At 35.7% G+C, this 23,462-nt stretch carries 16 protein-coding genes; 4 read left to right on the top strand and 12 right to left on the bottom strand.

Annotation, left to right across the window (positions count from 1 at the left end):
• Window positions 1-281 precede the first annotated feature (281 nt).
• A complete protein-coding gene (gene porD / locus BLS89_RS00400) occupies window positions 282-1,181 on the top strand; it encodes a type IX secretion system protein PorD (protein WP_092735535.1) in 900 nt (299 codons plus the stop codon).
• A gap of 69 nt (window positions 1,182-1,250) precedes the next feature.
• On the opposite strand, the gene BLS89_RS00395 is transcribed toward porD, so the two are convergent.
• On the bottom strand, window positions 1,251-2,444 hold the full coding sequence (locus tag BLS89_RS00395) for an endonuclease/exonuclease/phosphatase family protein (RefSeq protein WP_092735534.1): 1,194 nt from the start codon (window positions 2,442-2,444) through the stop codon (window positions 1,251-1,253).
• 246 nt (window positions 2,445-2,690) lie between these two features.
• Here BLS89_RS00395 and BLS89_RS00390 point away from each other — a divergent pair, with 246 nt between their 5' ends.
• From BLS89_RS00390 to BLS89_RS00380, 3 genes are all read left to right on the top strand, one after another.
• Window positions 2,691-5,498, top strand: a complete 2,808-nt coding sequence (locus BLS89_RS00390; RefSeq protein WP_092735533.1) for a carboxypeptidase-like regulatory domain-containing protein — start codon at window positions 2,691-2,693, stop codon at window positions 5,496-5,498.
• A 21-nt stretch (window positions 5,499-5,519) separates the two neighbouring features.
• Complete coding sequence (locus BLS89_RS00385; protein ID WP_092735532.1) at window positions 5,520-6,953, top strand: M949_1556 family lipoprotein; 1,434 nt, start codon at window positions 5,520-5,522, stop codon at window positions 6,951-6,953.
• A gap of 136 nt (window positions 6,954-7,089) precedes the next feature.
• Complete coding sequence (locus BLS89_RS00380; protein WP_092735531.1) at window positions 7,090-8,205, top strand: T9SS type A sorting domain-containing protein; 1,116 nt, start codon at window positions 7,090-7,092, stop codon at window positions 8,203-8,205.
• 76 nt (window positions 8,206-8,281) lie between these two features.
• On the opposite strand, the gene BLS89_RS00375 is transcribed toward BLS89_RS00380, so the two are convergent.
• From BLS89_RS00375 to BLS89_RS00325, 11 genes are all read right to left on the bottom strand, one after another.
• Window positions 8,282-10,537, bottom strand: a complete 2,256-nt coding sequence (locus BLS89_RS00375) for a TonB-dependent receptor family protein (protein WP_092735530.1) — start codon at window positions 10,535-10,537, stop codon at window positions 8,282-8,284.
• Window positions 10,470-11,843 (bottom strand): HTTM domain-containing protein, encoded by a 1,374-nt coding sequence (locus tag BLS89_RS00370; protein WP_092735529.1) that lies wholly within the window; start codon window positions 11,841-11,843, stop codon window positions 10,470-10,472. The genes BLS89_RS00375 and BLS89_RS00370 overlap by 68 nt, the downstream gene beginning before the upstream one ends.
• Window positions 11,833-13,011 (bottom strand): imelysin family protein, encoded by a 1,179-nt coding sequence (locus BLS89_RS00365; RefSeq protein WP_245688724.1) that lies wholly within the window; start codon window positions 13,009-13,011, stop codon window positions 11,833-11,835. The genes BLS89_RS00370 and BLS89_RS00365 overlap by 11 nt, the downstream gene beginning before the upstream one ends.
• Window positions 13,012-13,072: 61 nt before the next feature.
• The gene (locus BLS89_RS00360) at window positions 13,073-14,194 is read right to left on the bottom strand and encodes a DUF4856 domain-containing protein (RefSeq protein ID WP_092735527.1); all 1,122 of its coding nucleotides are present in this window, start codon (window positions 14,192-14,194) and stop codon (window positions 13,073-13,075) included.
• A 29-nt stretch (window positions 14,195-14,223) separates the two neighbouring features.
• Window positions 14,224-15,000 (bottom strand): T9SS type A sorting domain-containing protein, encoded by a 777-nt coding sequence (locus BLS89_RS00355; RefSeq protein ID WP_092735526.1) that lies wholly within the window; start codon window positions 14,998-15,000, stop codon window positions 14,224-14,226.
• A gap of 39 nt (window positions 15,001-15,039) precedes the next feature.
• Entirely contained in the window at window positions 15,040-16,203 is a 1,164-nt protein-coding gene (locus BLS89_RS00350) for a DUF4856 domain-containing protein (RefSeq protein WP_092735525.1), read from the bottom strand.
• 12 nt (window positions 16,204-16,215) lie between these two features.
• Window positions 16,216-16,839: a hypothetical protein gene (locus tag BLS89_RS00345; RefSeq protein ID WP_092735524.1), complete on the bottom strand. Its 624-nt coding sequence runs from the start codon at window positions 16,837-16,839 to the stop codon at window positions 16,216-16,218.
• An 11-nt stretch (window positions 16,840-16,850) separates the two neighbouring features.
• Complete coding sequence (locus BLS89_RS00340) at window positions 16,851-17,768, bottom strand: DUF4302 domain-containing protein (RefSeq protein WP_092735523.1); 918 nt, start codon at window positions 17,766-17,768, stop codon at window positions 16,851-16,853.
• Window positions 17,765-18,676, bottom strand: a complete 912-nt coding sequence (locus BLS89_RS00335; RefSeq protein WP_245688723.1) for a putative zinc-binding metallopeptidase — start codon at window positions 18,674-18,676, stop codon at window positions 17,765-17,767. Before BLS89_RS00335 ends, BLS89_RS00340 begins: the two co-directional genes overlap by 4 nt.
• 8 nt (window positions 18,677-18,684) lie before the next feature.
• Entirely contained in the window at window positions 18,685-20,160 is a 1,476-nt protein-coding gene (locus tag BLS89_RS00330) for a RagB/SusD family nutrient uptake outer membrane protein (protein ID WP_092735521.1), read from the bottom strand.
• A gap of 8 nt (window positions 20,161-20,168) precedes the next feature.
• The gene (locus BLS89_RS00325; protein ID WP_176763209.1) at window positions 20,169-23,270 is read right to left on the bottom strand and encodes a SusC/RagA family TonB-linked outer membrane protein; all 3,102 of its coding nucleotides are present in this window, start codon (window positions 23,268-23,270) and stop codon (window positions 20,169-20,171) included.
• Window positions 23,271-23,462 lie beyond the last annotated feature (192 nt).

Genomic DNA, 23,462 nt, shown 5'->3' with positions numbered 1-23,462 from the left:
TATAACTATGGCTTTGGGCATGTAAATTCAAGGATAAAAAGCTTAGAACTAAACATATGAGAACTACTTTAAGCGAACTAATTTTGTTGATCATAATATTTTAATTTTGTACAAATTTATAAATAAAAAAATAAACAAAATTTAATCATTGAAAATCAACACATTATAGGTATACTTTAAAACATTTAGATTTTTTTTCAAAAGTCTTTTTGGGGATGCAAAAACATTTTAGACTGAATACCAAATATTTTATACTTTTGTAGTCATCATAAAAATTGAAAATGAAAAAACTTTTTGTATTTTTAGTGCTTATCTGGGGAATAATGCCCCACGCACAAGAGCTTCAAGCAGAAGTCCAAATCAACCATTCTCAGGTAGCAGGCAGCAACGATATGGTATTCAAAATCCTACAGAAAAGCCTTAGAGATTTTATCAATAATACGAGCTGGACAGGGCAACGCCTACAAAACTTTGAAAAAATAAAATGTAATTTTGCCATTGTAATATCCGAAAAACCAAGCAGCAATGTATTCAATGGAAGTATTGTCGTGCAGGCTGTACGCCCTATTTACAATAGCCAATATGAAACCCCTCTCATCAATATCAACGACAATAATTTTTCATTTAAGTACGATGAAAACGAAAACTTGATATTTAACAACAGACAATTTTCGGGAAAAAATCTGATAGATGTCATTAGTTTTTATGTTTATCTGGTTTTAGGCTACGATGCAGATTCTTTTAAAAACAAAGGAGGACAAAAGTGGTTTGAAACCGCTAAACAAATTGCTCAAAATTCGCAAAATAAAGGATTCAAAGGCTGGAGCGAAATGGAAGGACAGCGTACAAGAGGAGCACTGGTAAACCGTCTGCTACGGCAGGATATGGATAGTTTCCGAAATGTGTATTATTCTTACCACCGTTTAGGGCTGGATAATATGGCATCTAACCAAAACTCTGCTGCCCTAAATACAGCCGATGCGTTACTCAAACTAAAAACATATGCAGATGATTTTCAGATGAATTATCCATTTAATCTATTCATTGACACTAAAAAAGAAGAAATTTTCAATCTTTTTAATTCCGTTCATTCAGCATCGATAGATATAGCGGCTCTGAAATCTCTGATGAGTACATTTTCCCCTCGTGATAATGATTCTAAATGGGATAAATGGAAATAAAATTTTATAAATCAACAAAGCCGACTCAATATGAGCCGGCTTTGTTTTATCAGTACAAAATAAAATATTTTATCTTTCCACCTCTTTGCTCAATACCGTAAAAACAGGGAAGTGGTCGCTATATCCACCAGTAAAAGTATCTCCGTCCCAAGAACGGAAAGGATAGCCTTTGAAGTTCCCCTCTTTGTTAATGAGGTAATTTGGAGCATAAACTATTGTTGTATAAACACTATAAGTGTAAGGATCTGTATTTTTAACGAGATTCTCGGAGACGATAATCTGGTCAAACAAATTGGGTGCATCTCGATAAGCCAAAGACGCCACTCCTTTTTTGTAAAGAGGATACATTAAGTTCAAATAAGGATACTCGTGGCTCAGCTGTTTCGGTTTCCCCACTGCTTTTAGATAATCTTTAATACTGCTGCTTACAGGGTCGTCATTAAAATCTCCCATTGCTATCAGCTTAGTATTAGGTTCTACAGCCCTCACACTATCCATCTGTTTTCTTAATAAAGCAGCGGCGGCATTCCTTTTGGGGAGGGAAATAGCCTCTCCTCCTCTACGGGACGGCCAGTGGTTTAGGAATATTGCTACCTTTTCGCCATCCAAGTAACCGGAAATCACGAGCAAATCTCGTGTATATTCTCTTTTTCCGTCTTCTTTGTAGAGTTTCAGCTCTTTATGAGTAGCATAGGTAGGACTAAATCTCCTTTTTTGATAAATAATAGCGGGGTCTATACCACGAAAGTCGTAAGAATTAAAGTGAATTACTCCATAATCATAGGACTTGAGGGGTGTCTGCTGGGTAAGATCTTCCACTACCTGTCTATTCTCTACTTCCAAGAGTCCTACAATTACGGGAGGAGATTTGGTAATAGAAGCACCTAATTCTGAGATGACTTTTGCAGAGTTTTGTAGTTTTTTGTGATATAATTCTGTTGTATATCTTTTAGAGCTATTAGGCGTAAATTCATCGTTAAAAGCCTGGTATCTTACTACTTTTTTACCTTTGAGCTTAGAATCGGACCATTCACCACTATAAGGCTCATGAGGAAGATATTTTATAGAGTCTACTGAAATGCTTCTGTGGAATTTCGGATTGTCCGGAGACAGAGTTCCGTCTATATAATCTGCGGAAGCTATGGTGTCCCACAAGTTCTCTACATTGTAAAAACCAATGGTTGCCATTCTTCTGAATTTTCCACTTTGGGAGTAAGCAAAGCACGAGAGGTACAATACCGCCAGTATAAGATTTTTTTTCATAGTTTTGATGAATAATGTTTATCACGGCAAAGTTATAGAAAATCTTAGAATTAACCTTTAAGATTAAATTTTAATTAATAGAGAGAAGACACAAAACCCTTTCAACTTTCTTTTAATCATTATTTTAACTCATTTATTGATATATATCATAGTCTTATTTGCAGTCACAGCTATGGTTCTACCAAAAAAATAAGGTATCTTTGCAATGGATAACATTTTTATATTCAAGAAAAAAAATAGAATATTATGATTAAACGATTATCATTGATCTCAATATTCTCGATGTTACCGGCCTCATTTTATTATGCACAAACTACGGTTTTTGCTTATGTAAAAGATGACAAAGGTGCCCCCATAGAAAATGCAGAAGTCATGCTTCAGAATGGGGACGAGGATATTTTGGCAGACAAGATTGGTTATTTTCAACTGGTGGACATGAAGCCCGGACACTACAAAATCACGGTGATGAAGCCCAATTTTGAAAATAAGGTGCTGGAATTTGATGTTTTAGCCAATGAGAAACGAAAAAATTTAGGAACTGTTACGCTTTATTCTAACCTTGGGACACAAGATTTGGGTTTAGTTCTTATAGATTCATCTAATGACACAGATGAAATTGCAGCGAAGCCTACATTAGGGCTTTTACATTCATCTCAGGATGTTTTTAGCAATGTTGCTTCTTTTGATTTGGGGAACTACTGGTTCCGCCCTCGCGGTGTGGATGGAAGAATGTCCTCTTATATGATCAATGGCATCAATATGGCAAACCCCGATAGAGGTATAGTCAATTACAGCGACTGGGGAGGACTTAATGATATTACTAAATATCCTGAAATTGCAGAAAACCATGCTCCTTCGGAATACGGATTTGGTGGAGCAGGCGGAGTGGTATCCAAATATACCAATGCAAGCAGTTACAGAAAAGGATTTCAGCTTACCCAATCCTTGACTAACAGAAACTACCGCTATAGAACTTCGTTGAGATACACCTCCGGAATGAGCCGCAACGGATGGGTATTTACCATAATGGGAGCTAGAAGGTGGGCTCAGGAAGGAATCCAAGAAGGAACATTCTACGATGCTTACGGAACTTACTTGGGAATTGAAAAGAGGTTTGGGAATAAACATTCCATCACTTTTAATTTTATAGGTTCGCCTTACCGAAGAAGCACCGCCAGCCCAATGACCGAAGAGGTGAAAAATTACAGAGGTATCCACTACAATGCTTATTGGGGTTGGCAAAATGGCAGAAAACGCAGTGAACGAATAAAAGAAGGCTTCCAGCCGATTTTCCAGATTTCGGATTTTCTTAAACTTGGAGAGAAATCTAATTTGGTAACTACTGTGTCTTATCAATTCGGGAAAGATAAAAGCTCAAGATTGGATTGGTATAATGCCCAAAATCCATCCACTTTATACTACAAAAACTTACCAAGCTATTGGTTTGGCAGAGAAGGAGCTACCTCCGAAGACTTAGAAGAAGGCGAATTTCTAAAAAATAAATGGGAAACCAATGACCCTAATTACACCCAAATAAATTGGGAAGCCCTATACAACGCCAATAGGGGCAGAGAGCAGTCTGTTTACTATTTGGTAAACGATGTGAATGATGACAAAATATGGAATGCAGCCACGCACTTTACATATAATTTCGGTGGAGATACGAGTTTCTATCTTAATCTGGCTTACCAAAATTACAACTCTGAACAATATAGAGAAGTAAGAGATTTGCTCGGAGGTGATTATGCTCTTAATCAAGACCCATACGCTTCCACAAATCAACCTGGAAAAACTGGTTTGCTCAATGAAACGGATAACAATATCAGGAAAAAAGTAGGAGATAAGATCGGATACGACTATATTTTCAGCAGACAGGAAGTAAATGTTAATCCTTCATTAAAATTCCGAGCAGGTAATTTTGATGTGTTTGTTTCCGGATTATTTTCTTATAGTAGCAGCAGTAGAGATGGTAAATTCAAACACTACTTGTATGATAATTCTTATGGAAAATCAAAAGAAAAAATCTTTTGGAACACAGGTCTTAAAGGGCAAGTGGTGTATAGAATCAATGGTAGAAACTTCTTGAAGTATAACGGAGCATTTTACTCTCAAGCACCTTATTTAACCAATCTCTATCCAAACGCAAGAGTCAATGCCGTTACGCCACCAAATATTCAGAGTACGGTAATTAACGCAAATGACATCAGCTATATTATGTCCACCCCTTTTGTAAAAATAAGAGCAACCGCTTATTTGTTAAACTCTTATCACGGGACCGATATACAGCGTTTTTTTGCAGACGGTATCCAGCTTTCTAATGTAGATGCACAAGGCAATATTACCAACGCTCAAAGTGCTTTCGTTACACAGCTGATGACTGATGTAGAAAAGAGAAATATGGGAGCAGAACTGGGTATCCAGGCTAACATCCTACCGACATTGGTAGCTACAGGGGTAGTGAGCTACGGCGAATACACTTATAGAAACAATCCTGCCGTTTACTTCATGTCTGATGCTGCGGGAATCTTTCCTAATGGAGAGACCTATATAAACTATGGAAAATCTTATATCAGAAATTTCAAAGTAGGAGGAACTCCTCAGAAAGCTTATTCTTTCGGACTAAAATACAACAGTCCTAAGTTTTGGTGGATAGGAGCCAGCTGGAATTATTTAGATGATAATTATTTGGACCCATCCTCTATCTTGAGAACAGATTTCTTTGTAACGAATCCCAATACAGGAACGCCTTATGCCGGCGTAGATAGAGCAGAGTACAGAAGATTGACTAAACAAGTGAAACTGAAAGACGGCAGCTTTTTTAATGTAAATGCAGGAAAATCTTTCCTTATCGGTAAATACTATCTTTTGATAACCGCTTCTGTAAATAATATTCTTGACAATACTTCCTATGCAACAGGAGGTTTTGAGCAAACAAGAAATGTGAACTTTGCAGATTTCAGAAGAGACCACGATAGAGAAAATCCTTATTTTGCCCCTAAATACTTCTATTTACAAGGCAGACAATATTTTGTTAACCTACAATTAAGATTCTAACTAACCTCAATTATTAAAAAAATGAAAACAACTTCATATCTTAAAATCTCGTTATTATCTCTAATGACTATGGGGGCACTTGCCTCTTGTGTGAAAAGCGATGATTTTGACACTCCTAACTTTAAAGGTACAGATAGATTTGATGTACCCAATAGTACAATCTCAGATGTGAAAGCAAAAGCACCTTCTGATTATAAGAATACCTACTTCTTTCCCAAAGGTGCCGGACAAGAAAATGTGATTTTCGACGGCTATGTGGTATCCAGCGATGAGCAAGGAAACTTCTACAAGACTTTGGTTATCCAGGATAAGCCTATCGGAGCAACTGCCGGAATACAAGTAGCAGTAAACAAAGGTTTCCTCTATACGGACTTTCCTATCGGAGCTCATATTAGAGTGATGGCTAATGGATTGACTGTCGGGCAAGACAGAGGTGTTATCAAATTAGGCTACGGAACCCCTACGGGACAGATTCCACAATCCCAAATAAGCGAGTTCTTATCTGGTGTCAATGCAGTTAATCATATGGATGTGGCTACTATAGTTCCTAAGGTTTATGACAACCTAAAAGATGCACTCACAGATAATAATATCAATACTTTGGTAACCATTAAAAATGTAGAGTTCAAAGATGCAGACGGTAAACTAACTTATGCAGATTATCTACAAAAAGCCACCGCAGACAGAATTATAGTAGATAAAGACGGAAACGAAGCTGTAGTAAGAAATAGCGGGTATGCCCGTTTTGCAGGAACTGTATTACCGACAGGAAGTGGTGAAATCACAGTAGTTGTAAGCAAGTATCAAACCAAAGATACAGTTTGGCAATTATACATTAACAGCCTACAAGATGTGAAATTTACAGATGAGAGATTTACTCTTTCTAAAGATACCCCTCAGGGAACTATTTTGGGAGGAGATAAATTAGAGTACAAGACTTCTTTTGTTCAAAATTTCGATGACTTAAAAGTAGAAGATTCTAAAAATAAAAATTATAATATTAAAGACGGTAGATTTATTAACTACTTAGAGTCAGGCAATAAGTTTTGGACTTCCGGTTATTTCAGCAAAACTAAAGAGAGATATCTTATGGCTCAGGCATTCAAGACCACAAGTGAGGCTCCGGTAGTTACTTACTTTATGATACCGGCAGAGTTTACAGGCTCCAACAAGATCTCGTTCCAAACGAAAGATGGTTATAACAAAGGAGATGTACTAAAAGTTTATTATACTACGAAATATCAGCCTGGTAAAGAACTTAAAGATACAGACTTGGTAGATATTACAAATCAATTCCAAATCTCAAGCGGAAACACTAGTGGCTATGCCAAAGACTGGGTAAATAGTGGAGAATATAAGGTTCCTACTTCAGGTAGAGGGTTTATCGTATTTGCTTATAAAGGTAGCAAAACCGTAACCACGACCATCCAGGTGGATAATGTAACTCTACAATAAGAACTGCTTTTATCAATATTTTTTAGAGCAGCCTCCTCGTGAGGTTGCTTTTTATTTCTAATGATTAAAATCATATTTTTTTTAAGGGGCTTAATTCTTTATTTTTGCACATTCTAAATAAATATTAAATTAACTTATGAAAAAATTTTTATTAGCGGGGCTATTTTTTACAGGAGCTTTGTCAATAGCCCAGAATGTAAACATTCCGGATGCAGCGTTAAAACAAAAACTTTTAAAAATCAGGCCAGCCATAGACAAGAATGGTGATGGTGAGATTAGCCAAGAAGAAGCCGCTGCTGTTACACGCTTGGATATTTCTGATTCTAATATAAGCAATCTTACTGGTCTTGAGGCATTTGTGAATGTGAAAAGTATTGATTTCTTATATAATACGGGTAATTTAACCCACCTGAAACTAAGCAATAGTAAATTAACAGACTTAAATATTGAGGGATCTAATTTTCAATCTTTGGATCTTAGTGAAAATCCGAAATTGAAAAATCTTACATGTAATAATACTGAAAATTTAACAACTTTAGATTTTTCTAATAATCCTGATTTTGAACAATTAGAATGCTATGAAAGTAATCTTTCATCTTTAAATGTAGAGAGCAATCCCGAGTTGAATAGTTTAAGTATTGCCACCAATCATCTTACAAGTTTAGATTTAACACATAATCCCAAGATGACATATCTTTCTGCGTATGGTAATCAATTTACAAGTCTTGATATCTCTAAGAATATAGAATTGAGCGAAGTTGATTTAAGTGATAATCAATTGACAACTTTAGATGCAAGCCATAATTCAAAATTAGTTAAACTTATTCTTAGTAATAACCAATTAAATAGTTTAGATATTTCTTTCGGTGATTATGCAAACTTTGGGGAATTTGATATTACAGGTAACCCTAATCTTCATTGTGTGAAAATTACAGAAGGAAAAACTGCTAAGGAGGATCAATGGAAGAGAGACACAGATGTTATTTTTGCTTCTACATGTGGTAATATGTCTGTGGTAGAAGTAAATGCAAGTTCTACTTTATCAGTATATCCTAATCCGGTAAAAGATGTATTGTATGTAAATACACTAAGCGTTCCTTCTGAAATAAAAGTATTTGATACTTTAGGGCGTGTAGTGGCATCTAATGTTAATCGCAATACGATCAGTCTTAACAAGTTGAGTAAAGGTGTGTATCTTGTTCGTGTTGTGGTAAACGGTAAAGAGTCCGTTAAGAAAATTGTGAAAGAATAAGGACAATAATAATTCATAAAAAAACAGACCTCTTTATGAAGTCTGTTTTTTTTATGGATATACTTTTTAGTACAAACTAAAACTTCATCTCCATAGTCATATAGTATTGGCGAGGTGCAGAAGGAATAATGCCGGGACCGGGATATCCTGTGGCTCTGCGGGTAAAGTATACCTCATCTAAGATATTGTTTACTCCTGTTTCTATTTTTAAGTGAGAATTAAATCGATAAGAAAAAGAGGCATCTAAGATTTGGTAGCTCGGAATACTCCCTCTTATCCCCCAAATATTATCTGTTTTATCCGTAGGTTCATTGGTTGCACTTGTGAATTGTTCGGACATATAGGTGTATAGAATGCTCCCCAATAGATTTTTGTAGCCAAAGTTTAGTCCGGATTTCAGATTTATTTTTGGGACATATTCTACTTGGTTTCCTTTGATTCCCGGTATTTCAGATTTTACATATTCCGAATGCGTAAGTGCTGTATTGAGAAATAAGTTTAATTTCCAGTCTTTCTCATTATTCAATATCATTTTATTGAGGTTAAAATCAATTAACGACTCAATACCGGTAATAAGTGCCGCTCCTACATTGGTTCTCACTTTGGCAACATCATTGAACAGCCCTTCACGCTTGCGAAATACATTGTCGATACGGTTGTTGTACCACAATCCGAAAGCATTGACATCATAAGAGATATTGTTTTTCCAATTTCCTCTAATACCGATATCGCCGGTATAGCCTGTTTCGTCTTTGATATTGGGGTCTATCACTTGAGAGTTATTTTCTACTCTTATGTCACTGAATGTTACCGAGCGATAGTTTTGGGAAAGGTTGGAGTAAAATTCAAATGCTTTCATCGGTTTGTAAGAAACGCCTAAGCCCAATAGGAAAAAATTTCTTTTTCTATGTTCGGATTCATCGAATTTTTTGTTGTAGATGACATTTCCAGCGTTATCTTGTATGATGCGTTGGTAGTTTCCTTCGGAACCTGTGTTTATCCATTCCCACCGGATACCGGGAACTATAGACCAGCTGTCGCCTACTTTGATAATATTCTCAGAAAACAGGGCTATATTTTTGTTGGGATAAAGATAATCCGATTGAAAGAAATAATTGACATTCTGTTGGTCAAAATTAAAATCGGGACCTTTGCCGATACTTCCGGGACCTTGTTTTCCGGTATTATTGGCTTGGTAATATTTCCCTCCTATGAGGAAAGTGTTACTTTTTCTACCATACTGTTGTAGATATTTGGCTTCTACGCCCCAATTCCTAAACTTCCCCGTAATCAAATCTCTTACGGCGTCGTCATAATCCGAATTAGCAACTTTAGAAGGTCTGTAGCCCAATGTATATCGATAAGCATTTAGCCCGAATGCACTAATATCAATTTTTGAATTTTCGGTAAACTGATGATTGATTTTGAAATTCCAAAGATTCCAATCTACATGAAACCAATTCCGACTTCTGTGGCTTGCGTAAGGATCTTGATAAAATTGAGCATCGGTAAGACCTCCCGGCTGGTGAGCCAGATAGTTGAATTTCGTAATTTCCGCACTTACTTTAGTCTTTTTGGAAACGGCATAATCCAAATGGGCAAAAAAGTTTCTGGAATTGTATTCGGAATTATTTTGGAAACCATCACCTTGCTTATAATTGAAAAAGGTATAGTATCCTAATTTCCCTGTCGTTCCGCTAAGGGAATTGAATGTGGTAAAAGTATTGAAACTCGCATAGGTATTTCTACTTATGAGCTCCAATTTTTTATTTTTTTGAGGCGATTTCATCTTAAAGTTAAGAAGACCGCCAAACTGAGTTCCGTATTGCAGAGATGCAGCCCCTCTTATGACTTGGATTTCATCCAATGCCTCCGCAGGCGGGGTATAATAGCTTTCCGGATAACCTAATACATCGGCGCTGATATCATATCCGTTTTGTCGGGTATTAAAATTGGCAGAGCGGTTTGGGTTTAGCCCTCTCCCTCCTACATTCAGCTGCAAGCCGCCGTCATTACTATCGAATACATTGATTCCGGCAACTTGGGAAAACACTTGGCGGGGATTGTTCAGCGCTTTATTGATAACTTTTACATCCATCAGTATAACCTCCGTTTTCTTTGCGGCAAAAATATTACTACCCTCTACATCTCTCAGTCTTCTGGACTCAAAAGCGGCTAATTTCCTTTTCACAAGCTGTACTTCCTTTATATCTTTTACTTGCACTTGTGAATAAAAGAATAGAGGCGCTACGAGTAAGCTGAGCTTACAAACCTTTGATGCTACCCGGGAAGGGCAAAATCCATTTCTTATGTAGAAAAGATTCTTTTTCATTAGATAAATCTATATTTGGATTAATATATAATTGACTTTTTCTTCCGTTTAGAGCTACATAGACCGTAGCAAAAACTTTTACATTTTTCATTCCTTTTTCTTTCTCAAAATAAGTTTTGAGGTATTGGGCAAACTGCAGTATAAAGTCAGGCTGAAACGCCATCTGTTTCTCTTGAGTAGGGGTAAGGAAATCCGAGTTTTCTATAATATAGTATTCTTTCTTTTCGGGATTATAGACGCGGAACTCTGCATAGCCACCTTTCTCCATAAGCATTACCCGCCACGAGAAACGAAACCCCTCTTCCGTCCAAAATAATTCTCCGGGGTAGAGTAGGTATCGCCAAGGGAAAAATATTTGGATAACGAAAAATAATATCAAGATAGGATAAACCACACGGCGGCATCTGTGGGAGATTTGATAGGTTTTATTGTTTTTATATTTGTTAATATCAAGTTTTAATGCTTTATAAAGTTTACGCCAAAAATTTTGATGCCATTGTTCGGAAAAATAGATGGTAGCCCCGAACATCATCACAAAAGGAAATATCCCGATAGGGAATAAAATCCAAGTAAGTGTATGAAATACCACTACACTGATGAAAGCAAGGACTCTGGTTTTTCTATTCCACAGAAGGAAAGGAATACTAATGTCATACAACGCACCTGCCCAAGCAAAGATATATGCAGTTGCGGTTTTGTCCAGCCAAGGACCAATAACGGGAATATAAAAATTAGAAGACAGCCATATTTTCAGGGGCATTGCTTGGAACAGCCAGTCGGAATTAAGTTTGCAAAGTCCGGCATAGAGATAGACTATCCCCACGAGTAGTTTGATGCAATTAACTGCCCAAGCCGGAACAAATTCTTTTCGCACCGATACGCTTTTTTCTGCATCCAATGAATAAGAGGCATTCATCGGTAGAAAAATCATCAGAAAACTGAGAATGCTAATGAAGTAGTAATGGTTGAGATAATTGGTTTTATCCATAAGCTCTATATAAGTGAATGTAAGGAAAAAACCTACAATCGCTAACCGATACCACTTCCCTATCATCACCAGAAAAGCAAACAAACCGGCTAATGCAAATAGCCCGTAAGTGTATTCGCCTAAAGGTTTTATCCAACCAAAACCATAATAGCTAAAGAAAAATTTAGGTTGTATATAGAGTTTGTAAATCCAATCATAATAGAAAAACCTTCCGATGCTAATGAGCATCAGAACACCAAAAAACAACCGATAAGTACTCAATACAGAGGCACTTATGGGTTGTTTTAGCAATTGGTATTTTAGTGTTTTAATCTCCATCTGTATCCATATATGAGATAGTAATATTTAAAGTCTGAGCCATCTCTACTTTTAATTTCGGAACATTGTTTTGAAGACTATAATAAGCATTTTTCAATTGGTTAAGGTCTTTTTGTATTTGAACTTTAAAATTGGGCTCAAGACCTTGAATCGCAGCCTCAGAACTTTGGAAGTTTGAATTGATTTCTTGTGCAAGGGTCTTGTTGTTATTATTTTTAGCAGACATATACTCTATATATTGTTGCAAAGACGGTCTTTCTGTGCCATCTGAGCCTTTCCCTTGAAAAAACTCTGCCATTGCTTTCGTGCCTAATAATGCATAAGAACGATTATACTGCGGCGAAAATTGAGACTCTACAAGTTCTGGTTTTGGCTCGGTATTTTGCTGTATATACATAGGCGTGATAATTCCCGAAGGATAGCCTATCTTTCCTGCTCTAAGATATTTCTCATAATACTGTACATAAGCATTTACTACCAAACTAATACTACCGGAAGCACTATTACTCGTATTTTCAATAAATTTATTACGATTACTTTTCAGATCTGCTAAAACTTCTTCCGAAGAAGACAGCATTTCTTTGGTAAGTTTTATAAGGTAGGCTTTATAATCTTCTGCATTGGTATTTGTGGTAAAATAAGAGATAATCTCTGTATCGTTTTCACCAATACCATTGACCAAATAATCCACGGCAGGAAGCCCTTGTGCAATATTTCCATTACTGATTTCCGATAGCTTTCGGAAGCTGTAATTTTTAGCTACTGCATTTTGTTTTATTCTCTTCGTGTTTGTAGGATAGGTATTTAGCCTATACTGAAAATTCATCGTTACTTCTTCTGCTTTTCCAAAACGATAAAATCCGATGTATTGGTAGGCTTCGTAGGCTTTATTGAGAGCTTTTCTTGCCTCAGACAGCGTAGAGGCATTAGGAGTATTATTAAAGTTTTTTATTTTTTCATCTAAATCTCTAGCTGCATTAGTAAAATCTTGAGTATAAGGAATTACAAAATGGTCCATCCAATTTGTAAGCATAGCCTTACGGTCAAAGCCGTCTCCATTGCCGCTGCTCCCACCATTATTGATTTCATCACCCGACGAGCTACCTCCACATGATACCAATAATGTTAGCATAAATAGTAATACGCTTAGTGAAAAATATTTTTTCATAATTTATGTTTTTTGAAATAATACAGTCCTGAAAAATCAAGACTGTATTATTAAGTTATTATTATGGCTTGGTATAGTCAAAACCAAATCTATCACCAATCATTTTTGCAGAATATTTAAGAGACCCTTGAGAGTTTTCATCTTTAGATAATCTATCTACATCCCAAAGACCTTTATCTCCTTTGATACTGTTTATGATACTCATACATTCATCATTAGTAATATAGCTGCTTCCATCTTTTTTCTTAGTAAATTGTAATGCATATACGAAGCCGGTTCCTTCGGAAAGTCCGTGGAAAGAATTAGCCACATTTTCTACATCAATTTTTGAGTTTAGATAATGAACCGCTCTAATAGATGCAACCAATGCAAGTTTTTCTCTAATAATAGCCACTTGTTCATACATTGTTTTATAGTCTTTAGCCGATGCCGCAGCGCGACCTGTTCTAAATGCAGTTTCAATAACTTCTTTAACCCCTTTTGTCTCAGGAATATCTGTAAGTTCTTTTGAAAGATATCCTGACCAAAAGGCATTAACATTATTAGGCTGATTTAGACCTAAAATACCATAGGCTGTATCCCAATGCATCTCTAATTCGGTTTCATTAGTCCCCGCCATTAAAGTTGCTTTATTATTAGCATCTAAAACAGCTTTATTTTTTAGAACATTGTCACTTAAATGATTATTAAAAATTTGATTTAACAATAAAGCCCCCATTAGCCCTTTCTGAATAAGCTGAGCATTTTCAAAGCCTAAGCCATTAACCATTCTTTTACCACCAACATTACCTGCTTTTCCTTCAGTAGCTACAACATCTTTTGACTCCGCCACGATATCCACCAATTCATTTAGATTATCTTCTATATACTTTACGCTATTACCCGCAGTAAGTTCTTTCAAACTAAAATTGTCAGCTCCTTTTTCGGTATATATAGCCAATAAATCTGCTTTATTTATATTTTTAAAGTCTTTTGCAGCATCATCCAACACTTTAAGTTTAAGGTAAACCTGATTACCAAGACTTAAATCAACGGAAGATTTTCCATTTCTGGTAAAAACATATTCCGAAGGTACGGTGTACTTATCGGGGGTTACAGTTACATCTGTATCATCATTATTATTGCATGATGACAATGTCAATACGGACGCCATAATAGGCAAGAAAAATTTAATTGTTTTCATTTTTATAAAATTTTAATTGGTTATATTTACTATAAGCTGATTTTATCTGCGAATAAACCGTTATCAGTTTCAAATACTACAATGTAAATCCCTTTTGATAAAGTATTCAAATCTAAAACCGTCTCTGTATTTACCGTTTTTGATTGTAGAATTTGTCCATTGAAATTAACGACTTTTACTGTCATTTTTTCTTTTGGAAAGATATGCAGCACCTTATTTGCAACATAGAAATTAGGTTTTTTATCGGCAACTTCCGTAGTTCCCATATCGCTCTCTTTTACGAGGCTGAAATTATCTATTTTAAGCACATCAGAACCAGTACCCCCAGCTCTTACAGTAATACCAAAACCGGCAGCTTCATCGGGAGCAGTAAGCTCTCTTGTCACTTTTACCCAACTATCGCTATTATCCGCATTGGTATAATTGTCTTTTCCTGTTGTTATACTTTCCCCCGAGGATTTTCTCCAATCGAAATTATGAGCTATAGATCTACCTTCACTATTATCATAAACATAGTAAGACAGGATATACTTTTGTCCCGGTACCACACCGGCATTATTTTTTAGATAACGGATAAAGCTGCTGCTATTACTACTAGGAGGAAAAGCCACACAGAACTCTCCTTCTTGTGGATTGCTTCCCGATTTTTCGGCGTTGGATCCTCCGGCTTTCCAATTTACCGGTTGTTCATAAGGAGCGTAGTTTATATCTTCCCATTCTTCTAATCCACCATTGTCAATAAGATTTTGTTGTGAAAACACAAGCGTAGAGAATAATACACTGGATGCTAATAATAGTTTTTTCATAATACTGAATTATTTTATTTTATATAATTTTCAAATTTATTAAATATCATTTACATTGAATCCAAATTTATCCGCTATTCTTTTAGAAACATTGAGTAAAGAGCCAGTTGTGCTTTCATCAGCAGCCAAGCGGTCAACATCCCAGAATCCTCTTTCTCCTTTAAGATCAGAAAGCATTTGATTGATTTCATCATAAGATACATACTGTTTCCCATTTGTATCTCTACAAGCATTGAGAGCATATATGAACCCATACGCCTCTGATAGCCCGTGGAATGCATTTTTTACATTTTCTCTCAAATCCGGAATTCCTTTTTTGAGATAGTAGATCGCTCTTGCGGCAAATAGCGTATTAAGTTCTTTTTTTATAACATTCGCTTGCGCTTTCATTTCAGTATAATTTTTTTCCACAGCAGCTTTTCTACCGAGGTAAAAGGCTTTATATACTCTTTTATCTATATCTTTCAAAAAAGGCATATCTATAGTCTCTTTCTCCATATAGTTTGATATGAATAGAGGGGTTTGTGTAAAGTTTTCTTTTCCCAAATAAGAATATGCGAGATCCCAATGGTGTTCCAATTCTGTATATTTTTTACCGGATACCAATACCCCATTGCTATTATCATTTTGAAGTTTTGAATTATCTAAAACATTGTTACTGAGTTGGTCATTAGAAATCTGGTCTAATAGAGCTAATCCCATTAGAACTTTTTGTAATACCGCTCCGGTTTCTATACCATATTCATTCACATATCTTTTTTCTTGGTCGTAACCAATGAATCCTGCTTTTCCCTCTTCTGCTTCACTTCCCCCGGCATTACGAATCATATCTAAGTCATCAAATAAATGACGGACATCATTTAACACTTTTGTTCTTAGTGCAGAATTTTTAAGATAATACCCAGTAGAACTTGCCGTGATAGACTCCATACTTTTGTCATAGCTTGTAAGAGATTGATATTTAGACAAACTGGTTATCCCCGCAGTTTTTAAAGATTTGTCTAATTGGTAGAATGAGTTTATCATTTCGATGCCTTCGTTTAGATCTACAGTACTAAATCCATTACGAGAAAATTCGTATTTGTAAGATTCATCAACCGTAATAGGTGTGATAGGCTCGCTTGAAGAACCACCATCTCCGCGAGAGCAAGAGATAAAAGATAAAGAAGATAGCATAAGAGCTAAGATAATTTTATTTTTCATAATGAATATTTTTTAAGGTAATATAATTTTTTCACAATAAGAAAAATCATCACTAAACCCATCTGTATAGAAGGAATTTTCGTACTTTATAACGGGAGACACGACTATGCCGTCATCGGATTTCGCTTGAATACTGGCTTTGATTTTGAATATATCGTAGCCCGCACCATATACGGATAAATACAGCGGATAGCCTGATTTTACTTTGAAAGTTGTTTCGTATTGTTTTTTATTTTCAATGGTTTGTTTATGTCCTTCATCATCAGAGTAACTTCTTAATGTTACTAATTTTTTATTTTCGTCAATATATTTTAGATCAAATTGAGAACGATTATCACTTCCGCCTAATGTATTGACTTGTTCTTCAGAGAATTGATATTTTAGAGTTACAGTATAGGTTCTTACATTTTCAGAAATATCTACCCCAGGATATTTATAGTTGATATCATCTTCCTTAGGATCGCAAGGCATAGAGGTCATATCCGTATAATCCACATCCGGAGTGTCTATCTTGCCTTTATTGGGGAACAAGCTGTTATAATTCTCATCCGGAAAATCTTTTGAACGCTGGTTGCATCCTAATATTAAAGGAAATATAAGAACGCAGAGTATAATGGTATGTAATATATTTTTCATTTTATGAATTTTTAGTTTGTATCGATTTCCGCAGTATAGCCATCAACTGTTGCTCTATAAACAGAACCATCTCTGTTAAATGTTCTAAATACTACTTTGTCACTCAGTCTAATCCCCGGATAAAAGAACAATCCGGATTCGGTAGAAGTATATCCGGAACCTAAGCCTGAATAATAAGAACTATTGTAAAGTTTAGGCTGCCAATTTTTCACAAAGACCGTATAGCGTTTTTCTTTGGTTATCTGTCTAAAAGCAAAATTACTCTGGAATAAAATATTATTATCACTATCTCTAATGGTAAGAATAGGATTATTTGCCCTTTCGAAAAGAAGTCTTTGATAATAGATATTATATATTTTCTCACTTATCGTTTCATTATTCAGTTTTAGCGGGGTCATTACTATATATTCTTTGTTTTTATCCAAATATTGATTGGTCCTGAATATAAGTCTTCCGTTTTCATCTTTTTTCCAAAACAGAAAATCGCTTTTTAATAATTGGTGGATGTAATTATAAGTTGTAAAACTCAACTGAGTATAAGTGTTTTGGCCTACTTCAAAATCACTTATATGGGTAGCTCTTACAGTATTATAATCTTTGTCTGAAAGCATCTCTACTGTTCCTTTAGGGTTAAATTTCATATAAAAATTATACCCTCCTTCACCGAATTTGGTGTGAAGTTGTACTATAGCATTATCATCTGTCTTAATATTTTTGGTAGGACTTGAAAATTTAAGAGAATCGGTAGCAGGGAAGTATGATAACAACCATCCGTCTTGAGTATTCACAAGCTCTTGCCTTAATTCGTCTATCTTTCCTTGTATTCTTTTTGAAGGAGTTTCGCTATATATATTACTATCTTTGTTTCTACAAGATAAGAAAATGGCGGTAAATCCTAATAGTATTAAAACTTGCTTATATTTAATCATCTTATGTAAGTTTTAAGTTGGACATTAGTTTCAAACTGTAACCTTTTGAAATTAACATCAAAATTATCTTTAAAATATTTTATAATAAAATCTCTTTTAGCCTCTAAAGTTTTTATAGCATTTTTAGCCCTAATTTTATCATCAGGAACATAAGGGTCTTCGTAGCCGGCATAGCTATATATCATATCATCTACTTCTTGTTTGGTATTGCAAAGTAATGCACTAGCAGTTTCTGCAAAGTCCTCTTCTACGCCGCCCCTTGCTGCAAACATACTATAATAGCCAAAATCAGAAGCTCTGGATGCTAAATCATATAGCTTATCGGGATCCAGCTGTCCCCAATTATCATTATAACTATAAAAATTAAGTGCAAAAAAAGCTTCTTTATCAAAAGGCTTTTTATGAATTAGAGCTTTTATAAAGTGGTGTTGAGCCATTCTAAGTATTTTGACCACAGAGGCAGAATCTGTTTTTTTGAAGTCATTAACCCTAAATAGCGGCATCTGCAAAGGCGTGTGATTACTTTTTATCTGTTCATATCCTTCTGTGTCTAAATTTCTACTGCCGTAGAGATAGATTTCTTTAGGAGCATAAGTTTTTAGAAAATTATCACCGGTAACTTTCTTATAGGGTTCTATTAGAAGTATTTTTAGAGCTTCCATAGTAGGCTTTACTTGTTCTCTTTCTACCGGAGTTGTAGTATTAGATAGCCCTATATTATTAGCATCCCATCGGTATTTTACGTCTATATTATAAGACTTTGTATAATTGTTATAAAGCCAAGTATCTAGTTCGTCATTATTTTTTATTTCTTTCACGAGGACAGACTCTTCGTTGAGTTCATCTCTATTGTTACAAGAAATAAATAACAATAATGCAGGTATAATAATAGCAACTATTCTTCTCATTTTTTTCATTATCTTGGGTTAGCTTCTAAGCCTAATCTTTGGGCTTGTAGAGGGATTTGCAATAATTTTCTCGGATCTTCTTTTTTTAGTATTTTATTGATATCGTATTCGTCACCGGCTTTGTTTCTGTTTACGGTAAGGTAAAATCTTTTAATGTCAAACCATCTCAGTCCTTCGTGTACAAATTCTCTTCTCCTCAGTTCCGCAATAGCATTTACCAAAGAACCTTGATAGAATGTAAGAGGATAGAAAGGAGTATAGTTTTCTTGCCCATCTTGGAAAGCTACTAACAGTTCGTCTTTAATAAAAGTTTTTTGAGATTTATTTTTCATAAAGGTAATAATGTCGTTTACGGCATCATCATATTTTTGCTTCATAGCATAGGCCTCTGCTCTATTAAGTAGTACTTCATCTGTAGTGAATAGTACATTAGGGGTGTAGAGTTCTCTAGGATTACTTCCCTCGTCTTGAAATTTCTGAAGCTCTGTAAATTTATCCACATATCTATTTCCGGTAAGGCTATTTCCCTTTGTAATATACCAAAAAGAAGCGGAGTACTTAGATGCAAAATTAGAAAACAGCTTGCTCCTAAGATTCTCACTCATAGCATATTTTGCGTCTGACAAATTTCTTTTCCAACGGGATTGAGTATAGGTAATCAATAAATTGGCAGGTTCATCTACAGAGGAATAAACCCTTGGAATCAGATAAGGTGTCGTAATATAACTTTGGTATTTATTTGCCCAATCTCTTATTTTAGGAAGAGGATCGTTTTCCAATATATAATCAGAATATGCAATAACTTTATCCCATTCCCCTTTGTACAGATAGAATCTTGCAGCAAAGGCATAAGCTGCCTTTTTGTTAAAATGGTATTTAGGGATTTTATAATATTGTTCATCTAAAGCAGCGATACCCAAAAGCATATCCTCTTCTATTTTATCATAAACCTCCCCTACCGTAAGCCTTTTGTATTTAGGAATAGCATTTTTTTCCGGATGGGTAACATAAGGTATTCCTGGTGCATCGGAATTTGGGCTATAAGGCTTAGCCCAAATATTCACAAGCATAAAATGCAGATAAGCTCTGAGCAATAATGCTTCTCCGTAGAGTGCTTTTATTCGTCCTGTTTTTTGAGGATATTGTTTTAAGTATTCCAACGCATGATTGGCTTGGGCTATTCCCCGATAGGCATCGTTCCAATAATTAAGCGGAGTATCGATATCTTCTTGCTCAAAATCTCTCCAATAATACATTGCTTCGTTGAGGTTGGTATGAACGCCTCCGCTCACTTCCTCTGCATTGTCGCTCATTGTTTCCAAAATTGGGAAATAACTCGCCTTAGGATACGCAGCAGTAAGAAGCTCAGCGATTTTATCTTCCGAATCAATGTTAATATCTAACTGGGAATCAGGTGATACATCCAAATACCGATTGCAAGAAACAACAGTAAAACTTAGTAAAAGTAATATAATTTTTTTCATCATAGTCGTTAGAATCCAAGATTTAAACTAATAGAATATTGTTTCGTAATAGGTACAGCCACTCCTCCGGCTCTATAAAACTCGGGATCTTGCCCGTTTAGTTTTTTATCCGAATAGATTAAAAATGGGTTTACCGCTTGCAGTCTGAAAGATAACGAAGATACGCCCCATCTTTTACTATACACTTCCGGCACTTTATACCCTAATGATATACTCTTCATTCTCACAAAACTACCGTCTGCTATTCTTAGCTGAGAGTAATTATAAGTGTTATAAGCTCTTTCTATATTTTCTTTTCCGAGTAAAGAGATAAGATCTTGAGAAGGAATTACAGGCACATTGGTTTTAGCTTCGTCTCCCGGATTTACCCAACGATCAAAGTAATATTTTGAAAATACATTAAGGTCTCCATAAGCCGCATCATAAGTAGGTTTTAGTCTAATCTTATTTCCGGCTTGGAAGGTTACAAAGAAAGACAACGAGAAGTTTTTGTATGAGAATGTATTGGAAAATCCACCCGTGAAATTAGGCTCCACACTACCATTGTATTTAAGGTAAGAAAGAGAATAATTTGTATCTAAAAAATCAGCCCCTGATATATTTTGGTAAGGTATATTGCCTTGGAATGGATAATCTTCAAAATTAAAAGTCGGCAGTCCTTCAGAGTTAAGCCCCGCAAAATCAAAAGAAAAAATAGAGCCTCTCGCATAACCTACCACATTACCTTGTCCTGTTCCTGATACTAAGTCAAAAGTATTTGGGTTGTTGAGTAATCTTGTTATTTTTTGTTTGTAGTAGCTTAAGCTAAGGTTGGTCTGCCACTCAAAATTATCGTTTTTTATATTGGTAGAATTGAGGGTAAACTCTATCCCTTTTGTCTCCATATCACCGAAATTGGCATACTTATAATATTGCCCGCCTACCCCTGAGGTTCGGATGAGGTCTATTAAGTCAAAAGACTTTCTTGAATAAACATCTACTGTGGTATTAAGTCTATTACCAAATAGTCCTAAGTCCAGTCCTAAGTTGGTTTCGTACATTTTTTCCCAAGTAAGGTCTCTATTTTCCAAATAGAGTATGTTTAGCTCATTTTCTCGGTCTTTGATATTGTAGCGATTGGTGATGGCACTTTTGAATACCGCCAAGGAATTGATGGCATTTTCATTCATTTTTGCAGTGAGACCATAGCTGCCACGAAGCGCCAAAGTGCTAATCCAAGGCGTATTGCTAAGGAAGTTTTCCTTATGAATATTCCATTTCGCACCGACATTCCATGTAGGCAGCCAGCGTGTTCTACTACCTTTTCCTGCGATATTAGAGCCTTCATAGTTTCCTACGGCATTTATCACATACTTATTGTTGTAGGCATAGGTGGCATTTGCAGAGAATGTAACGCCTCTGTCCCTACGCATCATAAGCCCGAAGTAGTCGATATTGTCATTGATTAGTTTCTGAAAAATCAAAGGCGAGGTATAGATTTGATTTCCTCTATCATACTGAATACCGTAGCCTTGGAACGGCGATACCGTTCTGTCTGCATATCTTACTTCGCTGAATCCGAATAACTTTAAATCATGGGCATTCCATCTTTTACTATAATCTAAGGAGGCTCTTACCAGATAACTTTCCAAGCTGTTATCTGTTTGGTTAAAAATTCCACCATTAGGTAAAGCCGATTGAGGCAAAGCCAAAGGGTGGTCCGGGTCTTTGAAGAGATAAATATTTTCGTCTGCCACCTTAGCATTATCATTAGCTCTAAAAGCAAGGACGGTATTAGAATTTTCTTTTATATAATGTCTAGATTTTGTTTGAGCTTTTCGGGCGACCGCTAAGAAGTTAGCGGTTAATTTTTTATTAATTTTATATTCAAGCTCCGTTTGTATTTTGAAATCCAATACATTAATATCCATATAGTTATTATTATATTCATTAAGAATATTAAAAGGAGCCCAGTTGTTTCTATAATATTCTAAATTTCCATTTTCGTCTTTTGCTCTCAGAGTCCTACTGGTTCCCAGTGCATAGGAGAACGGATTTATATCAAAATCTCTCTCATAGGAGCCGATTACAGTGTTTTTTCTTTGAGAAAAAGTACCGGGAGCTTTCTGTTTCCGAATATTTCCTTGAGCGGCGAGTTCTACTTTGAGTTTGTTGTTAATATAAAAGGTATTTTTCATATTGGCAGTGAGTCTTTTTACCTCATCTGTAATAGACCACCCCGTATCATTGAAAAATCCTAAAGATGCGTAAGCAGCTGTATTTTTACCTCCTCCAGAAAAGCTAATGGTATGATTTTGTGTCGGAGTAATTCTAAATAGCTGTTTGAACCAATCAGTATTGGCATATTCGTATTTTCTTAAAAAAGCAAGCCTTGCATCTTCTGTGTTCTCCAAAAGGAATTTCCCAGTATTGGGGTCAAATGTATTGATGGCATCATACATTTGATAATAAACGCCGGCTCTTCTGCCGTAGTAAGTATTAGCCATAGAGAAATAGCCTTTGTTTTCCATTTCTCTATATATAGACATCGTTTCTTGCGAATTTAGCAAGTCATAATCATTATAAGACGGAATATCTCTATAGGATTGTTCATAATTGTAAGATATTTTATTAGCGGAATTTCTTTTCCCTGATTTCGTCGTAATTACAATCACTCCGTTTAGAGCTCTCGCACCGTACATAGAGGTTGCAGAAGCATCTTTCAGTACTTGTATATCTTGTATGTCAGAAGGATTGATACCGGCAATTGCCGAACTGATCAGCGTAACAGCATCCCCTGAAACCAATTGGTCTAAGGTAAGACTTACAATATCTTCATACACCGCACCATCGATTACCCAGAGCGGTTGTACATTCCCCGTGATAGAGGCACCTCCACGAATGTTTATCCTTGGTGCAGAACCGAATGTTCCTGTTACATTTTGGATATTAAGACCGGCAACTCTCCCTTCCAACATTCGAGAAACATCAGCTACTCCGTTTAGCTGAATATCTTTTAGTTTAACTTGTACTGCCGATCCGGTGAATACTCTGTTCTTTACTTTGTTGTAGCCTGTTATTACGACCTCTTCTATATCTTTATTCTTTATGGAATCTTTCTGAGCTTCCATATTTTGACTTAAGAATAACAACACAGAAATAGGCAGTAACCTCCCATAAAAATCGCGTAATCCTTTTTCCAAAGCTTTTTTTTTGCAAAGATAAAATTTAAAATATAATAATTCTAAATAAAAAAATATGACTTTTATCACAAAGCCACTGACTACAATAGTCTCAAAATATTTACTCTCACTCATTTAAGA

The organism is Riemerella columbipharyngis (genome assembly GCF_900101995.1).
GTDB lineage: Bacteria > Bacteroidota > Bacteroidia > Flavobacteriales > Weeksellaceae > Riemerella > Riemerella columbipharyngis.
The sequence above is the reverse complement of the archived record's forward strand: the minus strand, read 5'-3'. Positions and strand labels throughout refer to the sequence as shown.